The sequence below is a fragment of the Thermincola ferriacetica genome, from assembly GCF_001263415.1.
In the GTDB taxonomy this organism is placed as follows: Bacteria; Bacillota; Thermincolia; order Thermincolales; family Thermincolaceae; genus Thermincola; species Thermincola ferriacetica.
In genome coordinates this window covers 1-25,267 of record NZ_LGTE01000003.1, presented here as the reverse complement: position 1 = coordinate 25,267, position 25,267 = coordinate 1, and the positions used below count along the sequence as shown (strand labels likewise).

The following is a 25,267-nucleotide window of genomic DNA, read 5'->3' as shown; positions in this document are numbered from 1 at the left end:
ATTCACCCTCTAATCAATATCTGCATACTATAGGGTAGAGCTTTCGGTTGATACGATAAGGTTTTTGCCGGGAAGGAGCTGAACAAGTCATTGGGTAAGGACCAGACACAATTTCACTTTATCGGTATCGGCGGCGCCGGGATGAGCGGTTTAGCAAGAATTTTGCTGCAAAAAGGTATGAGAGTAAGTGGTTCTGATATCAAGAGCAGCCGCACTTTTTCTCAATTAAAAGAACTTGGGGCAAAGGTTTATCTCGGCCATAGTCGGGAAAATATATCGGAAGAAATTAGAGTCGTAGTAGTTTCCTCCGCAATATCCCCGGATAACGAGGAACTGGCGGAAGCCAGGAAGAAGGGATTGAAGATACTACACCGGGGCGATGTGCTGGCCGGTTTAATGGCAGAGAAAAAAGGGATTGCAGTAGCTGGAGCTCATGGAAAAACGACCACTACTTCAATGATTGCGCTTGTGCTGGAAAAAAACGGCCTGGATCCTACGGTAGTCGTCGGAGGGGAATTATTCGATATAGGTAGCAATGCCAAGCTGGGTAAGGGAGAATACCTGGTGGCTGAGGCGGACGAAAGTGACGGGTCTTTTTTGAAGCTGTCTCCTTATATTGAAGTAATAACCAATATTGAAGACGATCACCTGGATTATTATGGCTCAACGGAGAAAATAGATGCAGCCTTCCAGGAGTTTACCGAAAAAATTCCCGACGAAGGTTTTTGCATTTTATGCTTCAACAGTCCCAAAGTAAAGGTTCTGGCCGACAAATTAAAGAAGCCTTTTATCAGCTACGGTATTGGAGTGCCGGCTGAATATGAAGGTCGAAATGTATTATGCCAGGGTACGCAAAGTTCTGTAGACGTTTTTTACAGGAACGAATATTTGGGCAAGTTACGGCTTAATGTTCCCGGCGAGCATAATTTAGCCAATGCCCTGGCCGCTTTGGCTGTTGGTCGGCTGGTAGGTTTAAGCTTCGAGCAGGTGGCAGATGCTCTGGCCAGCTTTACCGGTGTGGGAAGGCGGTTTCAATTAATAGGACAGGTAAAAGGCATAACTGTTGTTGATGATTATGCCCATCATCCTACCGAACTGAAAGCTACTTTGCAAGCCGCCCAAAAGGCAGGTTTTACAAGGATAATCAGTGTGTTTCAACCTCACCGGTTTACTCGGACCAAATTCCTGTACAGACAATTTGGTGAAGCATTCCATGGTCCTGATATTATCATTATTACTGAAATATACAGCGCCGGCGAAAAACCTATTGCCGGGGTCAGCGCCCAACTGATCATCGATGAAGTCAAAAAACATACTACGGCGCCGGTTTATTTTTTAAAGACTGAAGAAGATATTCTCGAATTTTTGCTGGCTAATACCAGGTCGGGCGACCTGGTTCTAACCCTTGGAGCAGGGAACATATGGGCCGTAGGGGTTGAGTTGGTCAGACGGTTGAAAGAGGGAAAGTAAATGAGCATTTGCAGGTTCAGAGAGGAACTGCAAAATCTCATATCCGGTGAAATCCTCGTAAACGAACCGATGTCATTACATACCACCTGGCGGATAGGCGGGCCGGCAGACCTCATGCTTATTCCGGAAGATATTGAAGACTGTTGGGCCGCTATAAAACTTGCCAAAAAATATGGGATACCATATTTAGTTATGGGCAATGGTTCTAATTTGCTGGTCAAGGACAGAGGTATCCGGGGGCTGGTCATAAAAATGGCCGCAGGGGAAATTAAGGTTGACGAGGAACAGAATTTAATTTTTGCTCCTGCAGGAACTCTGTTGCCGGTTGTTGCCAGGGTCGCTGCCGACCATGCTTTGAGCGGCCTGGAATTTGCTGTCGGCATTCCGGCAAGCGTGGGCGGGGCCATTGTTATGAATGCCGGTGCACACGGCAAAAGTATCGGTGAGGTTGTTAAGGAGGTGAATGTTCTTGACTCCGACGGCGAACTGTTGGTTTTGCCGGGAAGAGACCTGGATTTTAGGTACCGGTACAGCAACATACTCCAAAAGAATTTCATTGTCACAAAAGCTGTATTTTTGTTAGCAAGAGCTCCTGCTGTGGAAATAAAGAAACGCATGACTGAGTTTTTGGAAAAGAGAAGGCAATTGCAGCCCGTAGGCAAACCTAATGCCGGCAGTGTTTTTAAAAACCCGGCCGGGACTTCTGCAGGGATGTTGATAGATGCAGCCGGCTGCAAGGGATTGACCGTTGGAGACGCTCAGGTGTCCGAAAAGCACGCCAATTTTATTCTAAACCTGGACAGCGCTACTGCCCACGATGTTTTGACCTTGATTGAACAGGTCAAAAACGCGGTTTATAAAAAATTTAATGTTATGTTGGAATTGGAAGTACAGGTAGTAGGGGAGTAGCCGAAACTGGAGGTGACAAATTGCAGAAGTTCATTGTCATCGGAGGCAAGCGGCTTAATGGCAGGATCAGGGTAAGCGGAGCAAAAAACGCCACACTTCCCGTGTTGGCTGCCAGTTTACTGACCGATAAGGGCTGTTTGATTCATGAAGTTCCAAAGCTCAAGGATATCGATGTGATGAAAGAGGTTCTCAAGTATCTGGGATCTGTGATAGAATGCCGGGGTTCTTCCCTGAAGCTAGATAACAGCCGCGTTTGCTCGAAGGAAATTTCCGAAGATTTGATGCGCCGTATGCGGGCTTCCAACCTGGTTATGGGCCCCCTGTTAGCCAGATTCGGCCACGTGAGAGCTGCTTATCCCGGAGGGTGTGCCATCGGGTCAAGACCTATGGACCTGCATTTAAAAGGTTTTGCCGCTCTGGGGGCGGAAATTACGGAAAAACATGGGTTTGTGGAGGCCAGAGCAAATTGCCTGAAAGGCGCCGAAATACACCTGGATTTTCCAAGTGTCGGAGCCACAGAAAATCTGATGATGGCAGCTGTTTTGGCCCGCGGCCAGACGGTAATCAAAAATGCGGCAAAAGAACCGGAAATTGTTGACTTGCAAAACTTTTTGAACAGCCTGGGAGCAAAGGTGCGCGGCGCCGGAACTGATGTGATTAAAATTGAGGGCGCAGGGGAATTGGAGCTTGCCGAACATACCGTAATTCCTGACCGTATTGAGGCAGCTACCCACCTGATAGCCGGGGCAATTACGGCTGGCGAAGTTGTTGTGGAAAATGTTATCCCCGAACATCTGGATTCAGTAATTGCTAAATTGCGTGAAGCAGGAGCAGACATTCAGGTGGGCCAGAACTGGATCAAAGTAGCCAGCGACGGGAAATTCAAAGCCGTAGATGTCAAAACTTTACCTTATCCTGGGTTTCCCACCGATGTCCAGGCGCAGTTAATGGTTCTAATGACTGTGGCGCAGGGGACAAGTATAATTTCAGAAAGTATCTTTGAAAACAGGTTCAAGCATGTTGATGAACTTCGCCGGATGGGAGCTGATATCAAAATCGAGGGACGTACAGCTATTGTAAAAGGCACCTCAAAGCTAAGCGGGACCTTTGTTGAAGCTACGGATCTACGGGCGGGAGCAGCTTTGGTACTGGCTGGCCTGATTGCGGAAGATGCCACAGTAATAGAAAACATATGGCACATTGACAGAGGTTATGAGGATTTGGAAAAAAAATACTCCGCGCTAGGGGCACGGATAATGCGGGTGAACAGTGTTTGAATTGGCAGCAGGAAGCTGCTTTTTTTGGTTTAGGCACGGACAAGTTGTGATATATTTTTCCTTTCAGTTTTGGTATAATATAACCGTGAGGTGATCCAGGTGCCTAACATACGTTCGGGAAGGCCTCGACATACCAGACAAAGTTTGCCTTTGCAGGGACTTTTTTTTATTTTACTTTTAATTTGTGGAATTTATGCTCTTTTAAACTCTTCTTTTTTTTCTGTTTCCCGGATTATCGTAGACGGGAACAAGCAACTTAAAACCCAGGAGATTGTCAATCTTTCAGGCATTACATTGGGAACCAATACTTTCAAGTTAAAAATAGACGAAATCGAAAAGAGAATTTTGCTGCATCCTTTGGTGAAAAAGGTAACGGTCAAGCGTTTGCTGCCGGGGAAAATTAAAATAGACCTGGAGGAACGGGTTGGACAAGGCTTACTGCCCAAAGACGGCGGATTTTATGTAATCGATAGTGAGGGGGTATTTTTATACCCTGTAGACAGCATAGAAAAAATAAATTTGCCGATAATTACCGGAGTCCGGTTTGGTAAAATTAAGACCGGCCAAAAAATAAAGTCGGAGGGGCTAAGGAGTGCGCTTGATTATTTGGCCATTATGCCCCCTGAAATTTCCACCATTGTTTCTGAAATTAACTGTGCTGATCCGGAAAACATAATTATGTATACCATTGATGGGGTAGAGGTACGTTTGGGAAATACGGAAAACGCGACAGAAAAACTGGAAATCTACAGGCAGGTAGCAAGCCAAAAATTTCAACAAAAAATTCAGTATATTGATCTGAGTTATCATAACAAACCTGTTGTAAAATTTTACTCCAAGCCGTAGTAATTTTAATAGCAGAGAAAGGTAAGGGATGCACCAATGAAAAGAGGTCAACTGTATGTGGCCATTGTGCTCCTCGTTTTAGGCATGATGCTGGCCGTACAGTTTCGTACTACCAAAGATATCCAACAGAACGCACCTATCAGCAGGGCGCAGGAATTAACAGCCCGGCTCAAAGATGTTACGGAGGAAAGAGATAGCCTGCTTATCGAGGTATCGGATTTAAGAAAAAAATTGGAACAAACGGGCCGGAAGGGCGGGGCCGGCAAAGCCATCAGCGACGAACTGGATAAGGCCCGCATGGTGGCCGGTCTTACCCCGGTAGAAGGGCCCGGTGTGGAAGTAGTTCTAAATGATAGCCCGAAAAAACTGGAACCGGGCGAAGACCCGAATTTATATATTTTACATGAAGAAGATTTGCTGAAAGTAGTGAATGAGTTAAGAGCCGGCGGAGCTGAAGCTATTTCGATTAATGGCCAAAGGTTGCTTGCCAATTCGGAGATCAGGTGTGCAGGTACTACTATTTTGGTAAATACGAAAAAGATTGTACCCCCGATTACAATCTTGGCTACCGGTGACCCTAAGGCTCTGCAAAGCTCCCTGGAAATAAAGGGAGGTATCCTGGAGACCCTGAGGTTTTGGGGCTTACAGGCGGATGTGCAACAAAAACAAAAAGTAGAAATACCTGCTTACGACGGACCTGTGGTATTTCAGTATTCCAAATCGGTAAAAGAGGGTGATTAATTGTGTGGCTACCTGTTTTGGGATTGGCTTTGGGGCTGATTATCGGGCTTATTGTTCCTATCAGCATGCCCCAGGCCTATGTGCAATATATGTCCGTAGCTGTGCTGGCGGCTCTTGACTCGGTTTTTGGCGGGGCGCGGGCCGGTTTGGAAAAAAAGTTTGACGATGTTGTTTTTATTACGGGATTTTTTAGCAATACATTACTGGCGGCGGGTTTGGCCTATATTGGCGAAAGGCTGGGGGTGGCGTTATACACGGCTGCCATTTTTGCCTTCGGCGTCAGACTTTTCCAAAATTTGGCCATAATAAGACGCCATATATTGAAAAAATAAAAAAATTCACCAGTAAAAAGAGGGAATTTGATTTCTATGTGGAATTTTCCTTTTAAGTAAATTCCCACATGTTAAGTAATTTCCTATATGTTAAGTAATTTCCCATATGTAAATAATTTCCCATACGGAGGTGGAAGGTTGTCCCTGCCAAATGTGCTGGTCGGAATTGACATTGGGACTTCCGGGATAAAGATAACTGTTGCCGACAGTACAGATAACTTTGTGATTAAAGCCATGGCTGAGTACCCCAGCCAAGGGGTGCAAAAAGGCCGTATTATAGATATAGACAGGGCGGTAAAGTCCCTGGAAAATGCAATTCGTCTCGCTGAAGAGGCGGGAAGGACCGAAATACGGGACATAATTGTTAACGTTTCCGGTCCGGAAGTGCAGGGTATATTAAGTACGGGTTCTTTGTTGATAAGTAGATCCAGTCACCGGGTAACCGAGTGGGACGTGGTACGTGTTCTGGAATTGGCTCGCCAAAATATCGTTCCAACGGGAAAAGAAACAATCTGTGCAGTACCCCGGAGTTTTTTTGTTGATGGGAACTATACCCCTAACCCGGTTGGGTTGAGAGGGCGCCTACTGGAAGTGGAAACGATGCTCATATTGGCGCCGCCTGATTTGCTGCAAGAAAGGCTGGATCTGGCTAATAGGCTTGGACTGAAGGTTGATTCCGTAAACGCCGGTATTGTTGCTACGGCCGGGTCAGCTTTATCACCGGAAGACGCCGGTGTCGCTTTAGTGGATGTTGGTGCCGGCTTAACGGAAATTGGTATTTTCGACGAGCGGGGATTATGCTGGTTGACAAGCTTACCCATTGGAGGAGATTACATAACATCGGACATATCTTTTGGGTTACAGGTACCCAAGGAATTGGCTGAGAAAATTAAATTGCAGTTCGGTTCTTTAAACCGGGATGATTTTCATGAAGTTTTCACCATTCCGGGGCTGAAAGGTGACGGACCAAAGAAAATTAACAGGCAGTTTGTTACTGAAATAATTGACTCCCGCATTACTGAAATATTTGATTTAATTAAACAGGCAATTCTGCAGTCGGGATACAATGACAGGGTGCGAAAAGGTTTGATTTTTACCGGTGGTGTTACCAAAGTTCCGGGTTTTCTGGAAAGAGCCCATGAATATCTAAAAGTACCTGTGTGTCTGGGCCACAATGACGGAATTTACTTGGGCGACTCCCGTTACAGTTGTTCCCTTGGCTTGGTTTTGTGTCACTCCCAAAATGTTGCAGGTTTGCAACAGACGGCCAGTGTTAAAGATGAATCAATGGGGTTCCTTGCGAGAATTATCCGGATTTTTAAAAAGTTCGTATGAAGGTTTTCCGGAAAATAACTGCATCATGAGCATTTCAAAGTTTTAAAGGAGGTCTTTCGGAGCATGCTCGAATTTGATATGGAATTGGACCAGTTCGCCAACATAAAAGTTATTGGGGTAGGTGGCGGAGGAAATAATGCTGTTAACCGGATGATATCAGCTGGCCTGAAAGGAGTTGAATTTATAACCGTAAACACCGATGCCCAGGCTTTGTACCTGTCCCAGGCGCCGCAAAAAATTCAGATAGGAGCTAAACTTACCAAGGGATTAGGGGCCGGCGCAAATCCTGAAATTGGGCAGAAAGCGGCAGAAGAGAACAGGGAAGAACTTGTACAAGCCCTGAAGGGCGCCGATATGGTGTTTGTTACTGCCGGTATGGGCGGTGGAACCGGAACAGGCGCTGCGCCTATTGTAGCGGAGGTAGCCAAGGAAGTAGGGGCATTGACTGTAGGTGTAGTGACCAAGCCTTTTACTTTTGAGGGGCGGAAACGTCTTACACAGGCTGAAGCGGGGATAAACAACCTGAAAGAAAAAGTCGATACCCTTATTACGATACCCAACGACAGGTTATTACAGGTGATTGACAAACATACTTCCATTGTTGAAGCGTTTCGTATCGCCGATGATGTGCTAAGGCAGGGTGTACAGGGCATATCGGACCTCATTGCCGTACCCGGGTTGATAAACCTGGATTTTGCCGATGTAAAGACAATTATGACTGACACAGGTTCAGCGCTTATGGGAATAGGCATTGCCTCCGGGGAAAACAGGGCTGCGGAAGCTGCGAAACTGGCTATATCCAGCCCGCTCCTGGAAACTTCCATCGAAGGAGCACGCGGCGTATTGCTTAACATTACCGGCGGAACCAGTTTGGGGCTTTTTGAAGTAAATGAGGCAGCCGAAATCATTGCCAATGCTGCTGACCCGGAAGCCAACATAATTTTTGGTGCGGTAATAGACGACAATATGCAGGATGAAGTTAGGGTCACAGTAATTGCCACAGGTTTCGATAACAGGAACCCCCGCCGGGGCATTTCCAGCGATACTGCCGGTATAGATATTAAACCTTTTACGGCTGTAGATGAATTAGATATTCCCGCTTTTTTACGGAGAAAATAATTGAGGTACCATACCCTCTACGTTATGTAGAGGGTATTTTTGAATAAATTATGCATGGAAATTATCTAACCCGCATAAAGAGTTTATGATAGGATTATTTTGCGACAGAATGCATGAAAAGCTTTGCTCAATTTACCTGCCAACGGTATGGAAAACTTTTCGGCCGGTTGTCACAAGCAAGAGAATGGTTGGTGTTTTTGTGGGAGGGATGTAGGGGTGAACTGTAAAGAATGTCGGTATCTGTTATTCGATTACGTGGACAATAAGCTTACTCCCGATACAAAAGAAATTATCGACGAGCATTTACAGGTTTGCCCCGAATGTGCTGCCCGGATGGAAGCTTTGCAGGTCCGGCAGGAGGAGCTGGAACAAGCATCCGGAATGTTTTTTTATCTTTTTAAACCTTCCGGGGGGTTCAAAAGGTTATTTATTATTGCCTCTTTGTTAACAGCGTTATTATTTGCCATACTTACTTACCTACATTTAAAAAATCTTATTTTTTAGCTAATTGTCCAAAATTATGGGCTGAAATCAAACCTTTGTCAATTTCGGACGTAAATTGACGGAGGTTTTTTTTGTGGGTGCAGCCTATGTGACAGATTTTGCCGGGTAAGTCGTAGTATAATGGGCATATAACTTGTCATATAGGGCTTATTCCTGGCATATACTGCTAATATGATAACCGGGTTTGTTGCGGAGGTGCTTTGCCATGTCCTCCAAAACTGTTATCTATGTATATCCTGATTTAGTTTTTGCCATAAGTTTTATTATGAATCTGATAATTCTGTGGGGTACCAACAGGATAGCCCGTTTGAGGGCTGGGAAACTCAGATTAGTTACGGGCGCTGCCATTGGAGCCCTGTATTCAGCAGCCGCGGCTTATCCCAATTTGGCTTTTCTGTATTCCTTTGGCATAAAAATGGTTTTTGGCACAATTATGTTTCTTACCGTCTTTTTCCCACTAACGGCAAAAGATTTTATTTTCGGAATGCTATATTTCTTCCTGGTGTCCTTCAGTATTGGGGGCATATTTTTTGGTATTATATTTTTGCTCAATTCTTCGGGTTTGAGCGCCCAGTTATTCACCGGTCTTGCGTCTTTAATTCAGTCTAAATTTGGTATTAGCATTATTTTTACTTCCATTGTGGCGGGTATGCTAATAAAATGGGGTCTCCCTTTCTTTAAAAAAAATGGGTTGCATGGAGTGTTAAAGGTACCGGTGAAGGTGCTTTTTGGCAACCGGCAGATTGAAGTCGAGGCTTTACTGGATACGGGTAATCAACTGCAGGACCCTATTTCTCTGACGCCCGTCCTGGTAGTGGAGTATGCGGCCATAAGTGAATATTTACCGGCCGAAATGCGCGATTACTTTGAAGCGGAAGAACCGGATTTGGCCAAAATTGCCGGAGGCATAACAGACCAATTCTGGTCGGCCAGGTTTCGGGTTATTCCTTTTACTTCATTGGGGCGAAGCAACGGAATGCTGGTCGGTTTCAGACCGGACCAAATAGAAGTCAGAAAGGGGGAACAGGTCTATACCCGGAAAAACGTAATTGTGGGAATCTACAACAAGACGTTAAGTCCGGACGGGAAATACAAAGCTTTGTTGCATCCGGATATTTTAGAGGAAATTTCAGCTTAGTTAGGAGGAAAGCTGATGGGTAATCGGTTATTGCGAGTAAAATGGAACTTGCGGCTGATGCTGATCAAGCTCCTGCTGAGGCTTGGGCTGCGGGCAGAAGTTCATTATGTGGGAAGCAGCGAAGCTTTGCCGCCACCTTTATCTAATGCCGAAGAAAACTATCTTATATCCAAGCTGGCCACCGGCGATGCGGCAGTAAGAAGTGTTTTGATTGAACGGAACTTGCGGCTGGTTGTTTATATTGCCAGGAAGTTTGAAAACACCGGGGTTGGTATTGAGGACCTGGTTTCTATCGGTACAATCGGATTAATTAAAGCTGTAAATACTTTTGACCCGGCCAAAAAGATAAAACTGGCCACTTATGCTTCCCGCTGCATAGAAAACGAAATACTCATGTACCTGCGCAGAAACAATAAAACCAGGGCTGAGGTCTCCTTTGATGAACCCATCAACATTGACTGGGACGGAAATGAGCTTTTGTTGTCTGATGTTATGGGTACGGAAAGCGATATTATTTATAAATTTATAGAAGAAGAGGTTGACCGTAAGTTGCTGGCTCTGGCGTTGCAGAAACTTAACGGGCGTGAGCGCAGGATAATGGAATTAAGATTTGGCTTAATTGACGGGACCGAAAAGACGCAAAAAGAAGTTGCCGATATGCTGGGCATTTCCCAGTCGTACATATCCAGATTGGAAAAGCGTATTTTGAAAAGACTGCGCAAAGAGATACATAAAATGGAGTAAGGCAACGGTTGTTTTACTTTTACAGCGGCAGTTTCTTTTTCGTAGCACAGCGGTCTTCGCCATCTTCGGACATGCGGGAACTCTCTACCTGCCCGGTTGCGGTTTTGCGGGCGCATTCGCTCCTTAAGGGGCTGCCTTTAGACAGCCCTTCAGATTGAAGATAAAGTTACATAATAGGACACGGGCAAATAGGGCTTCCTTTACGGAAGCCCTGATATTTTTTTAAGAGGTTTGCCGTGCAAACCAACCTTATACGGAATATTTCCATTTTCGGATATGCGGCAACCCCCTGCCTACCTTGCAGCGGTTTTGCGGGCGCAGTCGCTCCTTGACGGTAGCTTTAGCACCGCACCCACCCTTCCTTCTACAGACCGAACCTTAATACAGGCCGCTCTGTAGTCAGTCGGCGATCACACTTAGCCGCCGCTCCCGGTGAAACAATAAGTTGCGACTTGGTGGAGGGCAGATAGACAGTGTTAACGACAGTGAGGGCTTCAAATCACTGTTTCCGGCACGGACGCCTCAATCCCGAGAACGTAATTATTTAAACCGCAGAATCCACAGAGAATCCACAGAGGACACGGAGAATTAATGGTAAAAGCAAAGTATATAGCTTGTCTAAACAATGAAATTTTGATTAGTTTCTTGGTAATTTTTTTGTTCGGTTTTTTCCCAGTTTTTCTCTGTGTTCTCTGAGTCCTCTGAGTCCTTTGTGGTAGATGGTTGCTGGCCGTAACCCCGGAGCAACGGTTGATCCACCGGTGCAGCGGCAATTAAATGTATAAACCCATTTTCTTTTGGCAATAATCCTAGTAAAAACCGAATACTGCAAACCTGGAAGGGAGACGGCACAGATATGATGATAAACAAAGTAGAAATATGCGGTGTAAATACTTCAAAGCTTCCGGTTTTGTCCAGTAGTGAAATGCGCAAGATTTTCGAACAGATGCAAGCCGGGGATAAATCAGCTCGGACTAAATTAATAAACGGCAATTTGCGACTGGTACTCAGTGTGATTCAACGGTTTACAAACAGAGGAGAATATGTTGACGATCTTTTTCAGGTAGGGTGCATAGGCTTGATGAAAGCCATTGATAATTTCGACTTAAGCCAGAATGTGAAGTTTTCAACCTATGCAGTGCCTATGATTATTGGAGAAATCCGGCGGTATTTAAGAGACAATAATCCGATCAGGGTAAGCCGTTCCCTCAGAGATGTAGCTTACAAGGCTTTGCAGGTTAGAGACGCTTTGGTTAATAAGTATTCTCGTGAACCTTCCATTAACGAGATAGCCAGTGAACTGAAAATGCCGCGGGAAGAAGTAGTTTTTGCGTTAGATGCTATTCAGGAACCCATTTCATTATTTGAACCCATTTATCACGACGGTGGTGATCCTATCTATGTGATGGACCAGATCGGCGATGAGAAAAACCTCGACGGAAATTGGCTGGAAGGCATTTCGGTAAGGGAAGCCATGAGGAAACTGAATGAACGGGAAAAACTGATTTTGACCCTGAGGTTTTTTGAAGGAAAGACCCAAATGGAAGTTGCCGAAGAAATAGGAATTTCCCAGGCGCAGGTTTCCCGCTTGGAAAAAGCGGCCCTAAAACACATGAGAAAATATATGTAGTTACCCTCGGAGCAACGGAATTTGGTCACTGGCCATTGTTAAGGAGGTAGACATCAAAATGCGGAGTATAAAAACACAAGAATGTAATAAGGTTGCAAAGAGAACATTGTTGGACTGTACCGAAGGGTATGCGGCCGGTTGGACCCCGCGGAAAGCCCTGGCTGTGGCAGCTTTCGGCGTACTGATGGGCGGTTTCTTTTTAGGTATTGCTGCAGCCGGTGGGTTTAACGATGCGGGCGAGCTTTACGTGCAGGCCTATAACCAGAATAACCTGATTCGTTTTCATGTTATTGCCAATAGCGACAGTGTCAGGGATCAGGCCTTAAAGCGCAGGGTCAGGGATGTAATTGTCAACTATATGACACCCAAGTTTGAACAGGCGAAAAACGCGGCTGAAGCCCGAAAAATTTCTGCCCAATACCTCGACGAAATGCAGGAAATTGCCCAACAGGAGGTTTATCGTTGGGGAGCCCAATACAAAGTGAAGGCATTACTGGGTAAATTTACTTTTCCCGCCAAAACCTACGGCAGTATTACCCTGCCGGCCGGTGAATACCAGGCTGTACGGATAGTTTTAGGCGAAGGTGCGGGAGCCAACTGGTGGTGTGTATTATTTCCTCCCCTTTGTTTTATCAGCGGTTCAAAGGAAATGCCTGCAGAGACCTTGCCGGGAGAAATACCCGGCCATAAAGGGGATAACATTACCAATACAGAAAAGAATAAAGATAAACAGGAATTTGAGACTGAAGTAAAGGTAAAGTTCAAAATTCTTGAGATTTTGCGCAATGAATTTGGCAAAAGCAGTATAACTGCTAAAAACTACTAATTGAGTAAAAACATGCCATTGTAGGTTGCCTTAATTAAGACTCTGTTCTGCAGGGTCTTAATTAATACGTGAGATTGAAGGAGTAACAGAGATGTCGTTTTTTGATTTATTCTGGGCAATATTTATAGTTATGTCACTTATCCCGATTATTAATCAACAGAAGATTACCAGAGCCAGGTACAATCTCATCCATGAAATAGAAAGGAAACAGGGGTGCAGGTTAATAACACTTATTCACCGGCAGGAGTCTTTTAATTTGCTGGGAATATTATTTGGCCGTTTTATAAACATAGAAGATTCAGAACAGGTTTTGAGAGCTATCCGACTTACTCCGCAGGATATGCCCATCAGCCTGGTTTTGCACACCCCCGGGGGTTTGGTACTGGCATCGGAGCAGATAGCGCATGCTCTGGAAAAACACCGGGCTAAAGTTACTGTATATATTCCCCACTATGCCATGTCTGGGGGAACGTTAATTGCTTTGGCGGCCGATGAAATTGTGATGGATGAAAATGCTGTCCTTGGCCCTGTTGACCCCCAGATTGGAGAATACCCGGCGGCATCAATCGTGAAAGTGTTGGAAGAAAAAGAAAGAAATGAAATCGACGACAAAACCATTATCCTGGCCGATGTGGCCAAAAAGGCATTAAAGCAGGTAGAGGATTTTGTGTACGGTTTATTAAAAGACAACCTGGGAGAAGAAAAAGGACGGGAATTAGCGAAAATACTTACGGAGGGCCGCTGGACCCATGATTACCCGATAACTTACGATACATTGAAAGAGATGGGCCTGCGGGTGACCAATGATTTGCCCATTGAAATTTACCGGTTAATGGAACTTTACCCTCAGCCGACGCAACGGAGACCGTCGGTCCAGTATATTCCCGTACCTTACAATCAAAATAAAGACAGACAAGATAGATAGTAACATATTGACAACCCCTCACATATAATAGAGTGAGGAGGTGGAAGGCCGTGATGAAGGTATCTGATTTGCGCTTGAGGGAAGTCATCAACGTTTACAACGGCAAAAAATTGGGGCTAATCAGAGATATTGAATTTGATCTGGACCAGGGCAAGATAAAATCCATTATTTTACCGGGAGGTAATAAGGTTCTCGGGTTGCTGGGTAAAAATGATGATATAGTGATTCCATGGCATAAGATAAAAAAAATGGGGTTAGATGTGATATTGGTTGAACTCAATGATTTTAATGATACCCGGTATGAAGAATATTAAAGGCCAGGATATATCAAACGTATGGAAAGGCTGCTGCCTGGAGAGGCTGAAGCCTTTTATTTTTGCCAAAATAGTTTTCTTTAATGGTATAAAGTGCTGTTGTGGAGGTACACTACTTTCTGAATATCTAGGAAATTATGCTTTGAGGTAAAATTTGGATAACCTCAAAACATGATTTCCGGATATCAACAAAAGTTTCCTTAAAGGTTTCAATAGAAACGTTTGTTCTTTTAGAAAATCTGTTAAGGAGGAATGATTATGGCCCGAATGGTTAGGCATCGTACAGGTGATCGGGTAAGTGTTCATGACTCGGTTCAGGAAATGTACGAGCGCCTGCATAAAGACGGCATGAGCAATACCTTTGACCGGTTTGACCCTCAGGAGAAGATCAGGTGTGGTTTTTGTTCAGCGGGGGTCAGTTGCCAACTATGTACTAACGGTCCCTGCCGTATTTCCGACCAAGCAGGGGCTATGCTTGGGGTATGTGGCATTACCCCCGACGCGATGGCCATGCGGGATATGCTGCTCCGAAATGCCATGGGCGCGTCAACCTATGCCCACCATGCCTATGAAGCTTTCAGAACTTTAAAGTCCACCGTTGAAGGCAAGACACCGTTTAAAATTACTGACCGTGACAAGCTTTTCTGGTTTGCCGGACAATGTGGGGTAAGTACTAACGGTAGTCCCGAACAGGTAGCTTCGTGGTTGGCAGACTTCCTGATGTATGAACTACACCGTGGTTATGATGAGCCCAGTAAAATTATTGCTGCCTTCGCGCCCCCACCCAGGCAGAAAAAATGGCAGGATTTGGCCATTTACCCTGCGGGTACCTTACATGAAATTAAAGATGCTGTAGCCAGTTGCTTAACCAATGTGGATGGAGATTTCTTGTCTATGGCCAGAAAAGCATTACGTTTGGGGATTGCTACCATTTACGGAGCACAGATCGGGCTGGAAATGGTTCAGGATATTCTCTTTGGCACACCGATGCCCCATGAAGTGGAAGTTGATTTGGGGATCTTAGACCCTGCATACGTGAACATTGTCTTTAACGGTCATGAGCCATGGGTCGGCATGGCTACCTACCTGGCTGCCAAAAACCCGCAGGTCCAGCAGCGGGCGAGGGAAGCCGGCGCGAGAGGGCTGCGGGTTATCGGTTCCATTGAAACAGGGCAGGAAATGCTACAGCGTCTACCAATGGATGAGGTTTTTCGGGGCTTAACCGGCAACTGGTTAGCTATCGAGCCTGCCTTGGCAACGGGCGCCATTGATGTTTTTGCCATGGATGAAAACTGTTCACCACCTTACCTGAAACCTTATGAGGAAAAGTACGGTGTTACATTAGTCAGTGTCAATGACCTGGTGAGGATTCCCGGAGTAGATAAAAACTTCGATTACAAGCCGCCGGAAGCTGCACATATTGCCAATCAATTGATAGATCTGGCCATTGGCAATTTTAAGGCACGTAAAGGTAAAGTAACTCCCAAAGTGCCGCAAAAAATAACCAAGGCTATTTCCGGTTTTTCGACGGAAGCAGTTTTAAAGGCCCTCGGAGGTACTCCCGATCCGCTGGTCAGCGCCATTAAAGCGGGAAAAATTAAAGGTGTTGTGGCCTTGGTCAACTGTACCACATTGTCTACTGGTCCCCATGATTATATGACCGTAAATTTGGCCAAGGAATTAATTAAAAAAGACATCATGATTGTCAGTGGCGGGTGTGGTAATCATGGCCTGGAAGTAGCCGGGCTGTGTAACCTTGACGCCATTAATATGGCGGGCCCGGGATTACAGGAAATATGCCGGAGCCTGAATATTCCGCCGGTTCTGAGTTTCGGTACCTGTACAGATACCGGGAGGATTTCCATGTTGACGACGGCCTTGGCAAATCACCTTGGGGTTGATTCAGCAGATTTGCCTATCGCAGTAACCGCCCCCCAGTATTTGGAACAAAAAGCTACCATTGACGGGATGTTCGCTTTAGCTTACGGGCTTTATACCCATTTGTCACCTACTCCTCCCGTAGCAGGAGGCCCCGAATTAGTCAAGCTTCTAACTGAGCAGTTGGAAGGATATACGGGCGGTAAGGTTGCATTGGGAGATGATCCGGTAGAAGCAGCAAAAGGTATTGAAAACCATATTCTTAAAAAGCGGGCTAAATTGGGATTAGATTAAATGATTGACAAAAATTAAGACCGGTAATGTCTGGTAGTTAATCTAAAACGGGCTTAAAAGTTAACTGGAAGCAGACTTGAAGTCTAACAGCCAGGTAGTCCACCGGCGCACTACGGAAGAACCGGCGGTTTACCGCATTTTTATATGGCGGTGAATCTGCGCTGGCGGTAGTGGCTCCCGGTGGACTTTATGTTACACCATTAATTACCACCCATAATTTAAAAGGATTTTTTACGTCCTTGTCTAATAAAGGTTGATATTTATTGTTTTAACAAACTTAAACCAATCGGGTGGTAATATGGACGAAATTATGGCTAGAAAAAAGAAGTTTTTGGCCTGGTTTATGGAAAAAAATCAGCTCAAAAGACCTGATACATACCAAATTCTGCAACTGCTTTTCCATGAAGAACAGTTGCTGCGGATAAGTCATTTTGTGGATGATGTGAGGTATTTACCAAATGCCCTGATTATTTCGGCAGAAGGTGCACCTACGGTGTCTTTCCTATGCCGAATAAACGGCATTTATTACGAAAATGTGGCTGAAGTAACAGAGGTTTTAATTAACAACCCGCCGGAAGAACTATATATCAGACTTGCCTTTGACCGGGAATTAATATGTTGTCCCTGTATTGAACAGTTGGCCGAAGAGCCGGAGGTTGATTTTTCCGAGAGGCTAAAAAAATTAGAGAGCGAACTAAACAGAATAGCATTTCTGAAGGAAGAAAAAAGGTTGAAATTACAGGCTGAAATTGACGATGCTTTGGACAAGAGGGATCGGGACAGGTTTTATTATTTATCTGATTTGTATAAAAAATTTTTTGGTTAAAAAGAGCACGGAAGATATTTTACCGTGCTCTTAAAATTTTTTGTTAATATGCTGCCACCATATTTTTCCTTGACTATACCATATATAGTGTTATATAATAAATATGCCCCAAGATATTGTATAGTGAATGATTCTTGGGGAATTAACATTGGTATTCTATACGGGACCATTATATTCCTGCGAAACACTATTCTGACAATTTGGTGGGATGGAAAATGCGGTGTCCTTTTTGTGGTTTTTCTGAAAGCAGGGTTTTAGACTCCAGGCCGGCAGACGACGGAAATGCCATCCGCAGGAGGCGGGAATGTGGCGAATGTAACCGTCGATTTACGACCTATGAAAAAGTGGATGAAATACCGCTGATTGTTGTAAAAAAAGACGGTAGGCGGGAGGTGTTCGACAGGGGGAAAATTCTCGGCGGTATAATCAAAGCCTGTGAAAAAAGACAGATTCCACTCACGGAGATGGAAAAAGTGGTAGAAGAAATCGAGAAAGAGTTGCGCAACAAGATGGAAATGGAGGTAGGTTCGGTGCAAATCGGCGAAATGGTAATGGAACGGCTGCGGAATTTGGACGAAGTAGCTTATGTCAGATTTGCCTCGGTATACCGCCAGTTTAAAGATGTAAACAATTTTATTCAGGAACTGGAGAAATTGTTGAAAAAGAATTAATGGTTAGCTTAAGGGGGCCTGTAGATGTTTACTTCTATTAAAAAGCGAGATGGAAGAGTAGTTGATTTTAATGAAACGAAAATTACTGATGCAATTTTTAAAGCAGCTCAGGCTGTGGGTGGCGAAGACCGGCAGATTGCAATGGAATTAACCCTGGAGGTATTAAAGTATTTAAAGCAAAAATATAACGGCCAACTTTTTTCTGTAGAAGATGTGCAAGATGCTGTAGAAAAAATATTGATCGAAAACGGGCATGCTAAGACGGCTAAAGCTTATATTTTGTATAGAGCTCACCGTACCAGAATACGGGAAGCAAGGTCGGAACTGATGGACGCTGTTCAGGAAATATTGCGTGAAACCAACAGGGAAAACGCCAACATTAGTAATTCCCCTTCAGCAAAAATGCTGCAAATTGCCAGTGCGGCCAGCAAAAACTTTTACTTGTCCAGGATGATTCCGGAAGAGCAGGCCCAGGCACATATTAACGGTGATATACACATACATGACTTGGATTTTTATGGTAAAACGCTTACATGCATACAGATTCCTCTCGGAAGGCTGCTGCGCGAAGGATTTAATAACGGACATGGCTATATCAGGCCGCCAAAAAGGCCTACTTCAGCAACAGCATTAGCTGCCATAATACTGCAAAGCTCTCAGAACGATATGCATGGAGGGCAGTCTTTTGCCTTTTTTGACCGCGATATAGCTCAATTTGTGAAAGACGCCTCTGACGACGAAGTATACCAGGCTATGGAAGCCTTTATATATAATCTGAATTCCATGCATTCCAGGGCCGGCGCTCAGGTTCCTTTTTCCAGTTTGAACATTGGTACTGACACATCGCCTGAAGCCCGGAAGGTGGTAAAAAACCTGCTTTTGGCTTATGAAAAAGGGTTGGGCCGGGGAGAAAACCCGATATTCCCCAATATTATTTTCAGAGTTAAAGAAGGAATTAACTTAAATGAAGGGGATCCCAATTACGACTTATTTAAACTGGCCATAAGGGTTGCCTCCCGCCGCTTAAATCCTACTTTCAGCTTTATGGATTCTTCTTTTAACAGCCCCTATGGATGTGAGGTTTCTTACATGGGCTGCCGTACCAGGGTTATGTCCAATGTTAACGGTCCCGAGGTGACAGAAGGACGTGGTAATCTTTCATTTACCACTATTAACTTGCCCCGTATAGCTATTAAATCGGGCACCAACATTGACAAATTCTATCGTGAATTGGACCGTATCCTGGAATTATGCATAAATCAGTTGTACCACAGGTATCGGGTTCAGGCCAGGCTGAAAGTTAAAGACATGCCGTTTTTGATGGGACAACACCTTTATCTGGATTCTGAAAACTTGAAACCCTGTGACGAAATAGAACCGGCTATCAAACACGGGACTTTGTCCGTAGGTTTTATTGGCCTGGCTGAGACTTTAAAAGTACTAACCGGCAAAAATCATGGTGAATCTGCGGAAGCCCAGGAGATGGGGTTGCAGATTGTTGCCCATATGCGGGAAAAAATGGACGAGGCGACAGAACGCTTCCATTTAAATTATACTTTGCTGGCTACTCCGGCTGAAGGCCTGTCGGGCAGGTTTGTTCGCTTGGATCGTAAAGAATATGGAATAATTCCGGGAGTAACCGATAAAGAATACTACACTAACTCATTCCATGTACCTGTCGGTCAGGACATCAGTTGCTTCCAAAAGATAAGTATCGAAGGGCCGTACCATAAATACTGCAATGCCGGGCATATAAGTTATGTGGAATTTTCTGCCCCGCCGATTCACAACGTGGAGGCCGTAGAAGATATTTTAAGGCACATGAAAAACAGCGATATAGGTTATGCCGGTATAAATTTCCCCGTAGATTTCTGCATGAGCTGTAGTTATATAGGAGTGATTAATAAAGATGAGTGTCCCATGTGCGGTTCGATAGATATAAAAAGGGTCAGACGGATAACGGGTTATCTCAGCACCGTCGATAGGTTTAACGATGCCAAACGGGCCGAATTATACGACAGGGTGCCGCACAGGTTACTGGAAAGGGAATAGGACCTGACGGAAAGGGAAAAGGCTGCGCTTTTTGTGCAGCCTTTTTTGGGGGTCAGGGTTAATTACCATAGAACAACAGGATTAAAATGAGGAAAAGGATAAAAGCTGCTCTGGGGTTCCACCCTGCGCAACCGTCTACCATGACTATCCCTCCTTTGAGTTTTGATCAATTTCTAATTTTTGATGTTGTATATTATGCGGCGTACAAAAAAAGTGTGCACGTTGTACAACGGTCTTTTCCCTGTACAAATGTTTTAAGACAAAATAAAACTACCCGGTAAAAAGCCGGGCAGTTTTGTATCGGGCTTTTGGCACCAATGACTCTGAAAAAGTCTAAACCCTTGTGATTTATTTTCTTTTCAGGTAAGGGATTGTCCAAGCTATCCACCCGGCGGCAATAAAGGCTAATTTTACAGGTATCAGACGTCTGTCTGCCGGCATATCGAGCTCCCCGGACAATATATCAACGACAAAGGGGACAATAAAAATCAACAGGCTGGGCAGGAAGGACCTGTCCCTGGTTTTGCGTAACTGATAGAAAGAAGTTATTAGCCCTAAAATGATTGCCGTAGGTAAAACAAATTTTGTAAGCATAATTTTCCTCCGTTTGCGTGTTTCTTGCCGCCTTTTATTTATAATTGCACGTATATTTATTATATCTTAATGGATGGTAACAAGCAAAGAGGTGACAAATGGTTATGAAAATACGTCTGGCAGGATTGGCAAAGGAAAGTGTGGTCGATGGTCCGGGCCTGCGGTCGGTAGTCTTTGCCCAGGGCTGTCCGAGAAGATGTCCCGGTTGCCATAATCCCGACGCTCTGGATCCCGATGGAGGGCAAGAAGTTGATATTGATGAAATAGTATCCACGATAGTTAAAAACCCCTTGGTCAAAGGGGTAACATTCTCAGGGGGTGACCCCTTTTTACAGGCAGCCGGCTTTGCCGCACTGGCAGGTAAATTAAAAGACCGGGGGTTAAATATATTAACCTTTACCGGTTACACTTGGGAAGAATTGCTTGCATTATCGGAACGCGACAAAAATGTGAAAAAATTAATCGAGCTTTCAGATATCATTATTGACGGCCCCTTTATTGAGGCGGAAAAAGACTTGAACCTGGCTTTTCGTGGTTCACGAAACCAGCGCATTATTGACGTGAAGAAAAGCCTGGAGAGCGATAAAATAGTTGAAATGGAACTTAATTGACGTTGCAGTTCCGGTAAAACAGATTTACTTTGTACTTTAACCTCCTCCTACAGGCGGGAAAATGCCCACCCTGTCTCTATCTTTTAAAACTGTTGAGGCGGGCGAAGCGCTTCCGTTAACCAGGGTAACAAAGGCCGCTTTTTCCGGTATGCCAAGTTGCTTAAGCAGATCAGTGATGGTAGCGTTTTCGCCTGCATGGACAGTAAAAGGTTCGCCGCTTTTCGTACCCTCCACATATCTATGCAACCCTGCAAAGAGCCTGACTTCCAATTCCATAATACACTTCCTCCTTCAAAACTATCATTTTAGTCTTATTATAGCATGTTTCCGGCCTTTAAAGATATTATACTGTTTACTGACGGTGGTTAGTCGGAGAAAGTTTCAAAATGAAAAGAAGAACAAAAATTCAGACGAAACCCTTTTCCTCAGTTTAAATAGCTAATTCTTTATTTTTTGGCTGTAAGGTATTTGTTGGCTATTATGGGAATATTTAAGGTATCCTGTTCCCTGCCAAAAGAGGGTATAATTAACTTGTCCCTGTCAAGCCGAATCCATTTTAGGTACGGAGGAACCAGTTAAGGCTATTCCAGCCAGGGGTGAATCGCATAAGGTTCACTTATGTGTAGGGTTGTCCTTTCCACCCGAACCCGTCAGCTAACTCCGGAGGCGTTAAGAAAGGAGGAAATTTTATGAAACGGTCTGTTGCGTTGACTTTAGCAGTATTGTTGTTGGCGGTTACATTGGGAGGCTTTTTTGTATTCAAAGCTGAGGCAGCCGTGTCATATACGGTAAAGAAGGGTGATACCCTTTACTTGATAGGGCAACGCTTCGGCGTATCGGCTGCAGCTCTTAAAGCCAGTAACGGTTTAACCAGTAATACCGTTTACCCTGGCCAGAGGTTAAACATACCTGTTAGTTCGTCAGTTAGTTCCGGTAACCGCTATGTGGTGCAGAAAGGTGATACCCTGTATCTGATTGCCAAAAGATTTGGTACCACCGTTGAGGCGATTAAGTCTGCCAGCAATTACTGGAAGGATACCTTATATGTGGGACAAGTTTTAACAATTCCTCAGCGGTTCAGCCGTCCTACCGTTACCGTATCCAGGAGTGCATCACGTTCTGACCTGGACCTGCTGGCCAGAGTTGTTTATGCTGAAGCAAGGGGCGAACCTTACGAGGGGCAGGTGGCTATAGCTGCAGTTATTCTGAACAGGGTAAAAAGCCCAAACTTCCCCAATTCAATAGCCGGAGTTATTTATGAACCACTGGCTTTCAGTTGTGTGGCTGACGGGCAGATCAATTTGCGTCCGGACCAGACGGCCTATAAAGCGGTTCAGGATGCTTTGAGTGGTTGGGATCCAACGGGTGGGGCTCTTTATTACTGGAATCCTTCTACCGCAACAAGTAAATGGGTTTGGTCACGTATAATCACCAAAAAAATCGGTAACCATGTTTTTGCAAAATAATTTGAGCTCCAATACATAAGAGACCTGCAAGGGTCTCTTTTATTTTCTCTGGTAGGTTATGAGCACATACTTCTCAAAAGTGCATACTATATAATATGTAAAAGAAATAAAAGATGTGCCGAAGAAGTTGCTATTTTAGGCAAAATATTGGTAGTTAAAAATTAATTCGGGGGGTTGTTTTTTGCTCTGGGATTACTTAAACAACATATTTAAACCGCATAAAAACAATTCACCCGCATTTTCCAAAGCAAATGGCCTGGCCGAACTACGTGAAAGATTAACTGACTTGGAAAAGGAACAAAAGAAATTACGTAATGTCATAGAAAATAAGTGCTGGACCATAGAGAAGGTAATAATAGAACATATGCATACAGATAAGTTCGAAATAAACCTGGATGCAATTGATGTTAAAGAATTGAGCGGAGTGCTAAGCGTGGGACTAAATTACGGCGGCAAAGTGATTAAAATGGAATCTCAAGAGGGGGAAAGCCAAAAAAAGGCGCTGCATGAAAACAAGCAATCAGTTAAACAAGGGGAAAATAAAGAAACGGAGCAAGTGCAGGGAATGGAGGTCAAAAAAAATTATATTCCAAAAGTGAGAATGAGCTACAGGGCTCAATAAAATTTATGACCGGTTGCCATGTCCAGTGATGACTACTGTAATGGTGAAACAATCGTTGCCTTGTTTCACCATTACAGTGGCTGGCCAGCGAGCGACAGTATTTTGTACAGGAAAAAGTTCACCAATTTTTAAATGGGTGAACTTTTTCCTTCTTACCTGTGTTACAGAAAATTTACTCTGATATCATGCGTGTCTTCCGAATTGAATTCCTTAGGCAATCTAATTTCCAGAGTGCCGGATTTATAGATGGCTTTAGCATCAAGATAATTTACCGGTGCCGGTAATTTCACAGTGTGCGATATTTTCCGCGGCGAGACAGGTTCGGCATCCTTGTGCAGTTTTATCCTGTCATGGTCAAGTTCAACAATATTTGCCGGTGGACTTGCTTCAATCCACAAAGTTACTCCGCTTAACTTAACCCTTATATCCGTCGTTTTTTCGAGACCCGGTATCGGTAATTTAACAATAACTTCGTCGGAAGTTTCGAATACTTCTGTTTTGGAGGAAAAAGATTGCTGTTTTCCTCCGGTAATTTGACGCCAAAAATTGGGTCCCAGTATATCGTTTATGTATTTTTCCAGCCATGGGAATTGTTTCATTTGTTCAAACCACATAGAAACACTAGGTATATTTCTTTCCTTTAATACATCAAAGGGATTAAAATTTTGACCATCAAAAGGATTAAAACTGTTCATAGGCAAATTACCCCTTTTTCACCTGACAATTTAGCGGTTTAACAGTCATGTCGAAGATATCCGGGTCACTCAGTAAATTGAGGCGGCTGCCAATCAAGTTGCCGTCTCCGTTAACCCGCCCAAAAGAATAATTGGTTTTAGACCGTGTTCGCCATCCCTGAAGGCTGCTTTCGCCGTAATTTAGTACGGCATTATTCTGAGCAACTGTTAAATGAGAGTTGCCTATATATATTTCCGTCTTCATTTTTGGCTCCTTTCTAATAATGGGTGTCCGTAAGATTCGCCTATAAACTCTTTGCTGAACATATCAACAGAATCTGGGTCTTCGACACTTGCTATAAGATCATGAAAAGCATTACAGTCTCCGGATAGCCTGCCGAAACCGCTGTTCACCTTGCTATGGGTTCGCCAGTCATTAAAATAATTGCTGCCAATTGCTACAGCAGAACCGGTATCGACATCAGCTATTCGTAATGTATTGATATTAATTTGCAGGGAACCCACCATCATAGTTTATCACCTGCCTTTTATTTATTAAGTTATGTCTGAAATACTAAATTCGTGATTGGGTCTAAAGCACAATATAATTTTACCGGCATAGACTATAATTAGGTTCATTAATTTTAGGGAGGGAAAGACCTATGGCTGTAGCCATTATTACAGGTTTTAATCAAATAAACCAGTTGCGCAATAATGCTAACTTATCACAGGGTAAAGGCGTTTTTGATTCATGGACATATATGGCTAAAGCAAATATTAGTGTTGGACAGGTGGCCGGTAACCTGAACACATTCCCAACGGGGGTCAATCTGATCAATGATGTAGATTTGATTGATTCCGTTATTACCGATGCAGGTTTGAAATCTCCTGTAGGACCTTCAATCATTGAAGTTATCTAAAGACCCTTTGGCAGTTCTCTGTTAATATTTTACCGGACTGGAGGTTAGATGCTAGAGCATACAGATGTTACTTGCTGAAAAGGCCTAGTTGCCTAAGTTATAATGATATATGCTAAGGTTTTGTTATTGCCCCGCATCCCGAAAAAATTTTTGCGGAAAGGGGGAGTGAAAACTGAAAAGGTTGATCACTGTACTGGCGTTAGGTTTGGTAGTTATGGGTTATGGTGTCATGCCGCAGACCATAATGCCCCAAACCTTTGCCGCTGAGGCAGAAGCGATGGGTATTAATCATCCGGTGCCAGTGCACGAAAGTATAACACTATCTGACTCTGCGGACCAAGTTCAGTCAGCTTCGACCGGCGACCCTAAGCAGAAAGCTACTGACGAGGCCAAGCAGGCACCAGATGAGAAAGTGCAGCCGGCGCCCGTCGTAGAAGCGAAGCCGGCCCCGGCCGAAGAGGTGCAGCCGGCGCCCGTCGTAGAAGCGAAGCCGGCCCCGGCCGAAGAGGTGCAGCCGGCGCCCGTCGTAGAAGCGAAGCCGGCCCCGGC

At 44.4% G+C, this 25,267-nt stretch carries 28 protein-coding genes, 1 pseudogene and 1 riboswitch; of the genes and pseudogenes, 24 read left to right on the top strand and 5 right to left on the bottom strand.

The annotated features are described in order from the left end of the window. Window positions 1-90: 90 nt before the first annotated feature. The 19 genes from murC to Tfer_RS03070 all read left to right on the top strand — a co-directional run bounded on the left by murC (window position 91) and on the right by Tfer_RS03070 (window position 19,831). Entirely contained in the window at window positions 91-1,470 is a 1,380-nt protein-coding gene (gene murC, locus Tfer_RS03160; RefSeq protein ID WP_083436751.1) for a UDP-N-acetylmuramate--L-alanine ligase, read from the top strand. Beyond that, window positions 1,471-2,379 carry a UDP-N-acetylmuramate dehydrogenase gene (gene murB / locus Tfer_RS03155; RefSeq protein WP_052216854.1) on the top strand — a complete coding sequence of 303 codons (909 nt, stop codon included), beginning with the start codon at window positions 1,471-1,473 and terminating at the stop codon, window positions 2,377-2,379. 20 nt (window positions 2,380-2,399) lie between these two features. Beyond that, the gene (murA, locus tag Tfer_RS03150) at window positions 2,400-3,656 is read left to right on the top strand and encodes a UDP-N-acetylglucosamine 1-carboxyvinyltransferase (RefSeq protein WP_052216853.1); all 1,257 of its coding nucleotides are present in this window, start codon (window positions 2,400-2,402) and stop codon (window positions 3,654-3,656) included. Window positions 3,657-3,755: 99 nt separating this feature from the next. After that, window positions 3,756-4,502: a cell division protein FtsQ/DivIB gene (locus Tfer_RS03145; protein WP_160315516.1), complete on the top strand. Its 747-nt coding sequence runs from the start codon at window positions 3,756-3,758 to the stop codon at window positions 4,500-4,502. A 36-nt stretch (window positions 4,503-4,538) separates the two neighbouring features. Continuing rightward, window positions 4,539-5,243 carry a DUF881 domain-containing protein gene (locus Tfer_RS03140; RefSeq protein ID WP_052216851.1) on the top strand — a complete coding sequence of 235 codons (705 nt, stop codon included), beginning with the start codon at window positions 4,539-4,541 and terminating at the stop codon, window positions 5,241-5,243. 2 nt (window positions 5,244-5,245) lie between these two features. Beyond that, window positions 5,246-5,575, top strand: a complete 330-nt coding sequence (locus Tfer_RS03135; RefSeq protein WP_013121000.1) for a small basic family protein — start codon at window positions 5,246-5,248, stop codon at window positions 5,573-5,575. A gap of 138 nt (window positions 5,576-5,713) precedes the next feature. Further along, window positions 5,714-6,910, top strand: coding sequence for a cell division protein FtsA (gene ftsA, locus Tfer_RS03130; RefSeq protein WP_052216850.1), 1,197 nt, complete (start codon window positions 5,714-5,716; stop codon window positions 6,908-6,910). Between the two features lie 63 nt (window positions 6,911-6,973). Further along, window positions 6,974-8,029, top strand: coding sequence for a cell division protein FtsZ (gene ftsZ, locus Tfer_RS03125; protein WP_052216849.1), 1,056 nt, complete (start codon window positions 6,974-6,976; stop codon window positions 8,027-8,029). A 216-nt stretch (window positions 8,030-8,245) separates the two neighbouring features. Then, a complete protein-coding gene (locus Tfer_RS03120; protein WP_052216848.1) occupies window positions 8,246-8,533 on the top strand; it encodes an anti-sigma factor family protein in 288 nt (95 codons plus the stop codon). A 205-nt stretch (window positions 8,534-8,738) separates the two neighbouring features. Then, on the top strand, window positions 8,739-9,671 hold the full coding sequence (locus Tfer_RS03115) for a sigma-E processing peptidase SpoIIGA (RefSeq protein WP_052216847.1): 933 nt from the start codon (window positions 8,739-8,741) through the stop codon (window positions 9,669-9,671). Between the two features lie 15 nt (window positions 9,672-9,686). Next, window positions 9,687-10,415 (top strand): RNA polymerase sporulation sigma factor SigE, encoded by a 729-nt coding sequence (gene sigE, locus Tfer_RS03110; protein WP_052216846.1) that lies wholly within the window; start codon window positions 9,687-9,689, stop codon window positions 10,413-10,415. Window positions 10,416-11,271: 856 nt separating this feature from the next. Next, complete coding sequence (gene sigG / locus Tfer_RS03105; RefSeq protein ID WP_013120994.1) at window positions 11,272-12,045, top strand: RNA polymerase sporulation sigma factor SigG; 774 nt, start codon at window positions 11,272-11,274, stop codon at window positions 12,043-12,045. A gap of 58 nt (window positions 12,046-12,103) precedes the next feature. Continuing rightward, window positions 12,104-12,871, top strand: coding sequence for a stage II sporulation protein R (gene spoIIR, locus Tfer_RS03100; RefSeq protein ID WP_052216845.1), 768 nt, complete (start codon window positions 12,104-12,106; stop codon window positions 12,869-12,871). Window positions 12,872-12,962: 91 nt separating this feature from the next. Then, window positions 12,963-13,796: an SDH family Clp fold serine proteinase gene (locus Tfer_RS03095; RefSeq protein ID WP_013120992.1), complete on the top strand. Its 834-nt coding sequence runs from the start codon at window positions 12,963-12,965 to the stop codon at window positions 13,794-13,796. A gap of 53 nt (window positions 13,797-13,849) precedes the next feature. Beyond that, the gene (locus tag Tfer_RS03090; RefSeq protein WP_083436747.1) at window positions 13,850-14,110 is read left to right on the top strand and encodes a YlmC/YmxH family sporulation protein; all 261 of its coding nucleotides are present in this window, start codon (window positions 13,850-13,852) and stop codon (window positions 14,108-14,110) included. Window positions 14,111-14,368: 258 nt separating this feature from the next. Further along, complete coding sequence (cooS, locus tag Tfer_RS03085; protein ID WP_013120990.1) at window positions 14,369-16,282, top strand: anaerobic carbon-monoxide dehydrogenase catalytic subunit; 1,914 nt, start codon at window positions 14,369-14,371, stop codon at window positions 16,280-16,282. A 298-nt stretch (window positions 16,283-16,580) separates the two neighbouring features. Beyond that, on the top strand, window positions 16,581-17,108 hold the full coding sequence (locus tag Tfer_RS03080) for a YpiB family protein (RefSeq protein WP_052216843.1): 528 nt from the start codon (window positions 16,581-16,583) through the stop codon (window positions 17,106-17,108). Window positions 17,109-17,323: 215 nt separating this feature from the next. Further along, window positions 17,324-17,779, top strand: a complete 456-nt coding sequence (gene nrdR / locus Tfer_RS03075) for a transcriptional regulator NrdR (RefSeq protein WP_013120988.1) — start codon at window positions 17,324-17,326, stop codon at window positions 17,777-17,779. A 24-nt stretch (window positions 17,780-17,803) separates the two neighbouring features. Continuing rightward, a complete protein-coding gene (locus Tfer_RS03070) occupies window positions 17,804-19,831 on the top strand; it encodes an anaerobic ribonucleoside triphosphate reductase (RefSeq protein WP_052216842.1) in 2,028 nt (675 codons plus the stop codon). A gap of 348 nt (window positions 19,832-20,179) precedes the next feature. Here the strand turns inward: Tfer_RS03070 and Tfer_RS03065 are convergent, their stop codons facing one another. Then, entirely contained in the window at window positions 20,180-20,425 is a 246-nt protein-coding gene (locus Tfer_RS03065) for a hypothetical protein (protein WP_052216841.1), read from the bottom strand. 98 nt (window positions 20,426-20,523) lie between these two features. Between Tfer_RS03065 and nrdG the strand changes: the two genes are divergently transcribed. Continuing rightward, the gene (gene nrdG / locus Tfer_RS03060) at window positions 20,524-21,036 is read left to right on the top strand and encodes an anaerobic ribonucleoside-triphosphate reductase activating protein (protein WP_152908952.1); all 513 of its coding nucleotides are present in this window, start codon (window positions 20,524-20,526) and stop codon (window positions 21,034-21,036) included. 36 nt (window positions 21,037-21,072) lie between these two features. On the opposite strand, the gene Tfer_RS03055 is transcribed toward nrdG, so the two are convergent. Continuing rightward, the gene (locus tag Tfer_RS03055) at window positions 21,073-21,312 is read right to left on the bottom strand and encodes a MoaD/ThiS family protein (protein ID WP_052216840.1); all 240 of its coding nucleotides are present in this window, start codon (window positions 21,310-21,312) and stop codon (window positions 21,073-21,075) included. Between the two features lie 257 nt (window positions 21,313-21,569). Beyond that, window positions 21,570-21,719, top strand: a riboswitch (cyclic di-AMP (ydaO/yuaA leader). 6 nt (window positions 21,720-21,725) lie between these two features. Between Tfer_RS03055 and Tfer_RS03050 the strand changes: the two genes are divergently transcribed. Both Tfer_RS03050 and Tfer_RS03045 read left to right on the top strand, forming a co-directional pair. Then, a complete protein-coding gene (locus Tfer_RS03050) occupies window positions 21,726-22,502 on the top strand; it encodes a cell wall hydrolase (protein ID WP_083436746.1) in 777 nt (258 codons plus the stop codon). Between the two features lie 181 nt (window positions 22,503-22,683). After that, window positions 22,684-23,124 carry a hypothetical protein gene (locus tag Tfer_RS03045; RefSeq protein ID WP_052216839.1) on the top strand — a complete coding sequence of 147 codons (441 nt, stop codon included), beginning with the start codon at window positions 22,684-22,686 and terminating at the stop codon, window positions 23,122-23,124. 161 nt (window positions 23,125-23,285) lie between these two features. Here the strand turns inward: Tfer_RS03045 and Tfer_RS03040 are convergent, their stop codons facing one another. From Tfer_RS03040 to Tfer_RS03030, 3 genes are read right to left on the bottom strand one after another with little or no spacing between them, the layout of a single operon-like run. Continuing rightward, the gene (locus Tfer_RS03040) at window positions 23,286-23,819 is read right to left on the bottom strand and encodes an Hsp20/alpha crystallin family protein (protein WP_052216838.1); all 534 of its coding nucleotides are present in this window, start codon (window positions 23,817-23,819) and stop codon (window positions 23,286-23,288) included. Window positions 23,820-23,826: 7 nt separating this feature from the next. Beyond that, the gene (locus tag Tfer_RS03035; RefSeq protein WP_013120980.1) at window positions 23,827-24,063 is read right to left on the bottom strand and encodes a hypothetical protein; all 237 of its coding nucleotides are present in this window, start codon (window positions 24,061-24,063) and stop codon (window positions 23,827-23,829) included. Further along, window positions 24,060-24,329: a hypothetical protein gene (locus Tfer_RS03030; protein ID WP_052216837.1), complete on the bottom strand. Its 270-nt coding sequence runs from the start codon at window positions 24,327-24,329 to the stop codon at window positions 24,060-24,062. Before Tfer_RS03030 ends, Tfer_RS03035 begins: the two co-directional genes overlap by 4 nt. Window positions 24,330-24,460: 131 nt before the next feature. On the opposite strand from Tfer_RS03030, the gene Tfer_RS03025 reads away from it, so the two are divergent. Both Tfer_RS03025 and Tfer_RS16790 read left to right on the top strand, forming a co-directional pair. Next, window positions 24,461-24,718 (top strand): hypothetical protein, encoded by a 258-nt coding sequence (locus tag Tfer_RS03025; protein ID WP_052216836.1) that lies wholly within the window; start codon window positions 24,461-24,463, stop codon window positions 24,716-24,718. Between the two features lie 181 nt (window positions 24,719-24,899). Then, window positions 24,900-25,267, top strand: a pseudogene (locus Tfer_RS16790) (hypothetical protein); the annotation flags it as partial.

Excerpts from the sequence above, each read along its gene's own strand:
- murB (WP_052216854.1), top strand. The coding sequence starts at position 1,471 with ATGAGCATTTGCAGGTTCAGAGAGGAACTGCAAAATCTCATATCCGGT.
- Tfer_RS03140 (WP_052216851.1), top strand. The coding sequence starts at position 4,539 with ATGAAAAGAGGTCAACTGTATGTGGCCATTGTGCTCCTCGTTTTAGGC.
- ftsZ (WP_052216849.1), top strand. The coding sequence starts at position 6,974 with ATGCTCGAATTTGATATGGAATTGGACCAGTTCGCCAACATAAAAGTT.
- Tfer_RS03115 (WP_052216847.1), top strand. The coding sequence starts at position 8,739 with ATGTCCTCCAAAACTGTTATCTATGTATATCCTGATTTAGTTTTTGCC.
- sigE (WP_052216846.1), top strand. The coding sequence starts at position 9,687 with ATGGGTAATCGGTTATTGCGAGTAAAATGGAACTTGCGGCTGATGCTG.
- sigG (WP_013120994.1), top strand. The coding sequence starts at position 11,272 with ATGATGATAAACAAAGTAGAAATATGCGGTGTAAATACTTCAAAGCTT.
- spoIIR (WP_052216845.1), top strand. The coding sequence starts at position 12,104 with ATGCGGAGTATAAAAACACAAGAATGTAATAAGGTTGCAAAGAGAACA.
- Tfer_RS03095 (WP_013120992.1), top strand. The coding sequence starts at position 12,963 with ATGTCGTTTTTTGATTTATTCTGGGCAATATTTATAGTTATGTCACTT.
- Tfer_RS03090 (WP_083436747.1), top strand. The coding sequence starts at position 13,850 with ATGAAGGTATCTGATTTGCGCTTGAGGGAAGTCATCAACGTTTACAAC.
- cooS (WP_013120990.1), top strand. The coding sequence starts at position 14,369 with ATGGCCCGAATGGTTAGGCATCGTACAGGTGATCGGGTAAGTGTTCAT.
- Tfer_RS03080 (WP_052216843.1), top strand. The coding sequence starts at position 16,581 with ATGGACGAAATTATGGCTAGAAAAAAGAAGTTTTTGGCCTGGTTTATG.
- nrdR (WP_013120988.1), top strand. The coding sequence starts at position 17,324 with ATGCGGTGTCCTTTTTGTGGTTTTTCTGAAAGCAGGGTTTTAGACTCC.
- Tfer_RS03070 (WP_052216842.1), top strand. The coding sequence starts at position 17,804 with ATGTTTACTTCTATTAAAAAGCGAGATGGAAGAGTAGTTGATTTTAAT.
- Tfer_RS03065 (WP_052216841.1), bottom strand. The coding sequence starts at position 20,425 with ATGCTTACAAAATTTGTTTTACCTACGGCAATCATTTTAGGGCTAATA.
- nrdG (WP_152908952.1), top strand. The coding sequence starts at position 20,524 with ATGGTTATGAAAATACGTCTGGCAGGATTGGCAAAGGAAAGTGTGGTC.
- Tfer_RS03055 (WP_052216840.1), bottom strand. The coding sequence starts at position 21,312 with ATGGAATTGGAAGTCAGGCTCTTTGCAGGGTTGCATAGATATGTGGAG.
- Tfer_RS03050 (WP_083436746.1), top strand. The coding sequence starts at position 21,726 with ATGAAACGGTCTGTTGCGTTGACTTTAGCAGTATTGTTGTTGGCGGTT.
- Tfer_RS03040 (WP_052216838.1), bottom strand. The coding sequence starts at position 23,819 with ATGAACAGTTTTAATCCTTTTGATGGTCAAAATTTTAATCCCTTTGAT.
- Tfer_RS03035 (WP_013120980.1), bottom strand. The coding sequence starts at position 24,063 with ATGAAGACGGAAATATATATAGGCAACTCTCATTTAACAGTTGCTCAG.
- Tfer_RS03030 (WP_052216837.1), bottom strand. The coding sequence starts at position 24,329 with ATGATGGTGGGTTCCCTGCAAATTAATATCAATACATTACGAATAGCT.
- Tfer_RS03025 (WP_052216836.1), top strand. The coding sequence starts at position 24,461 with ATGGCTGTAGCCATTATTACAGGTTTTAATCAAATAAACCAGTTGCGC.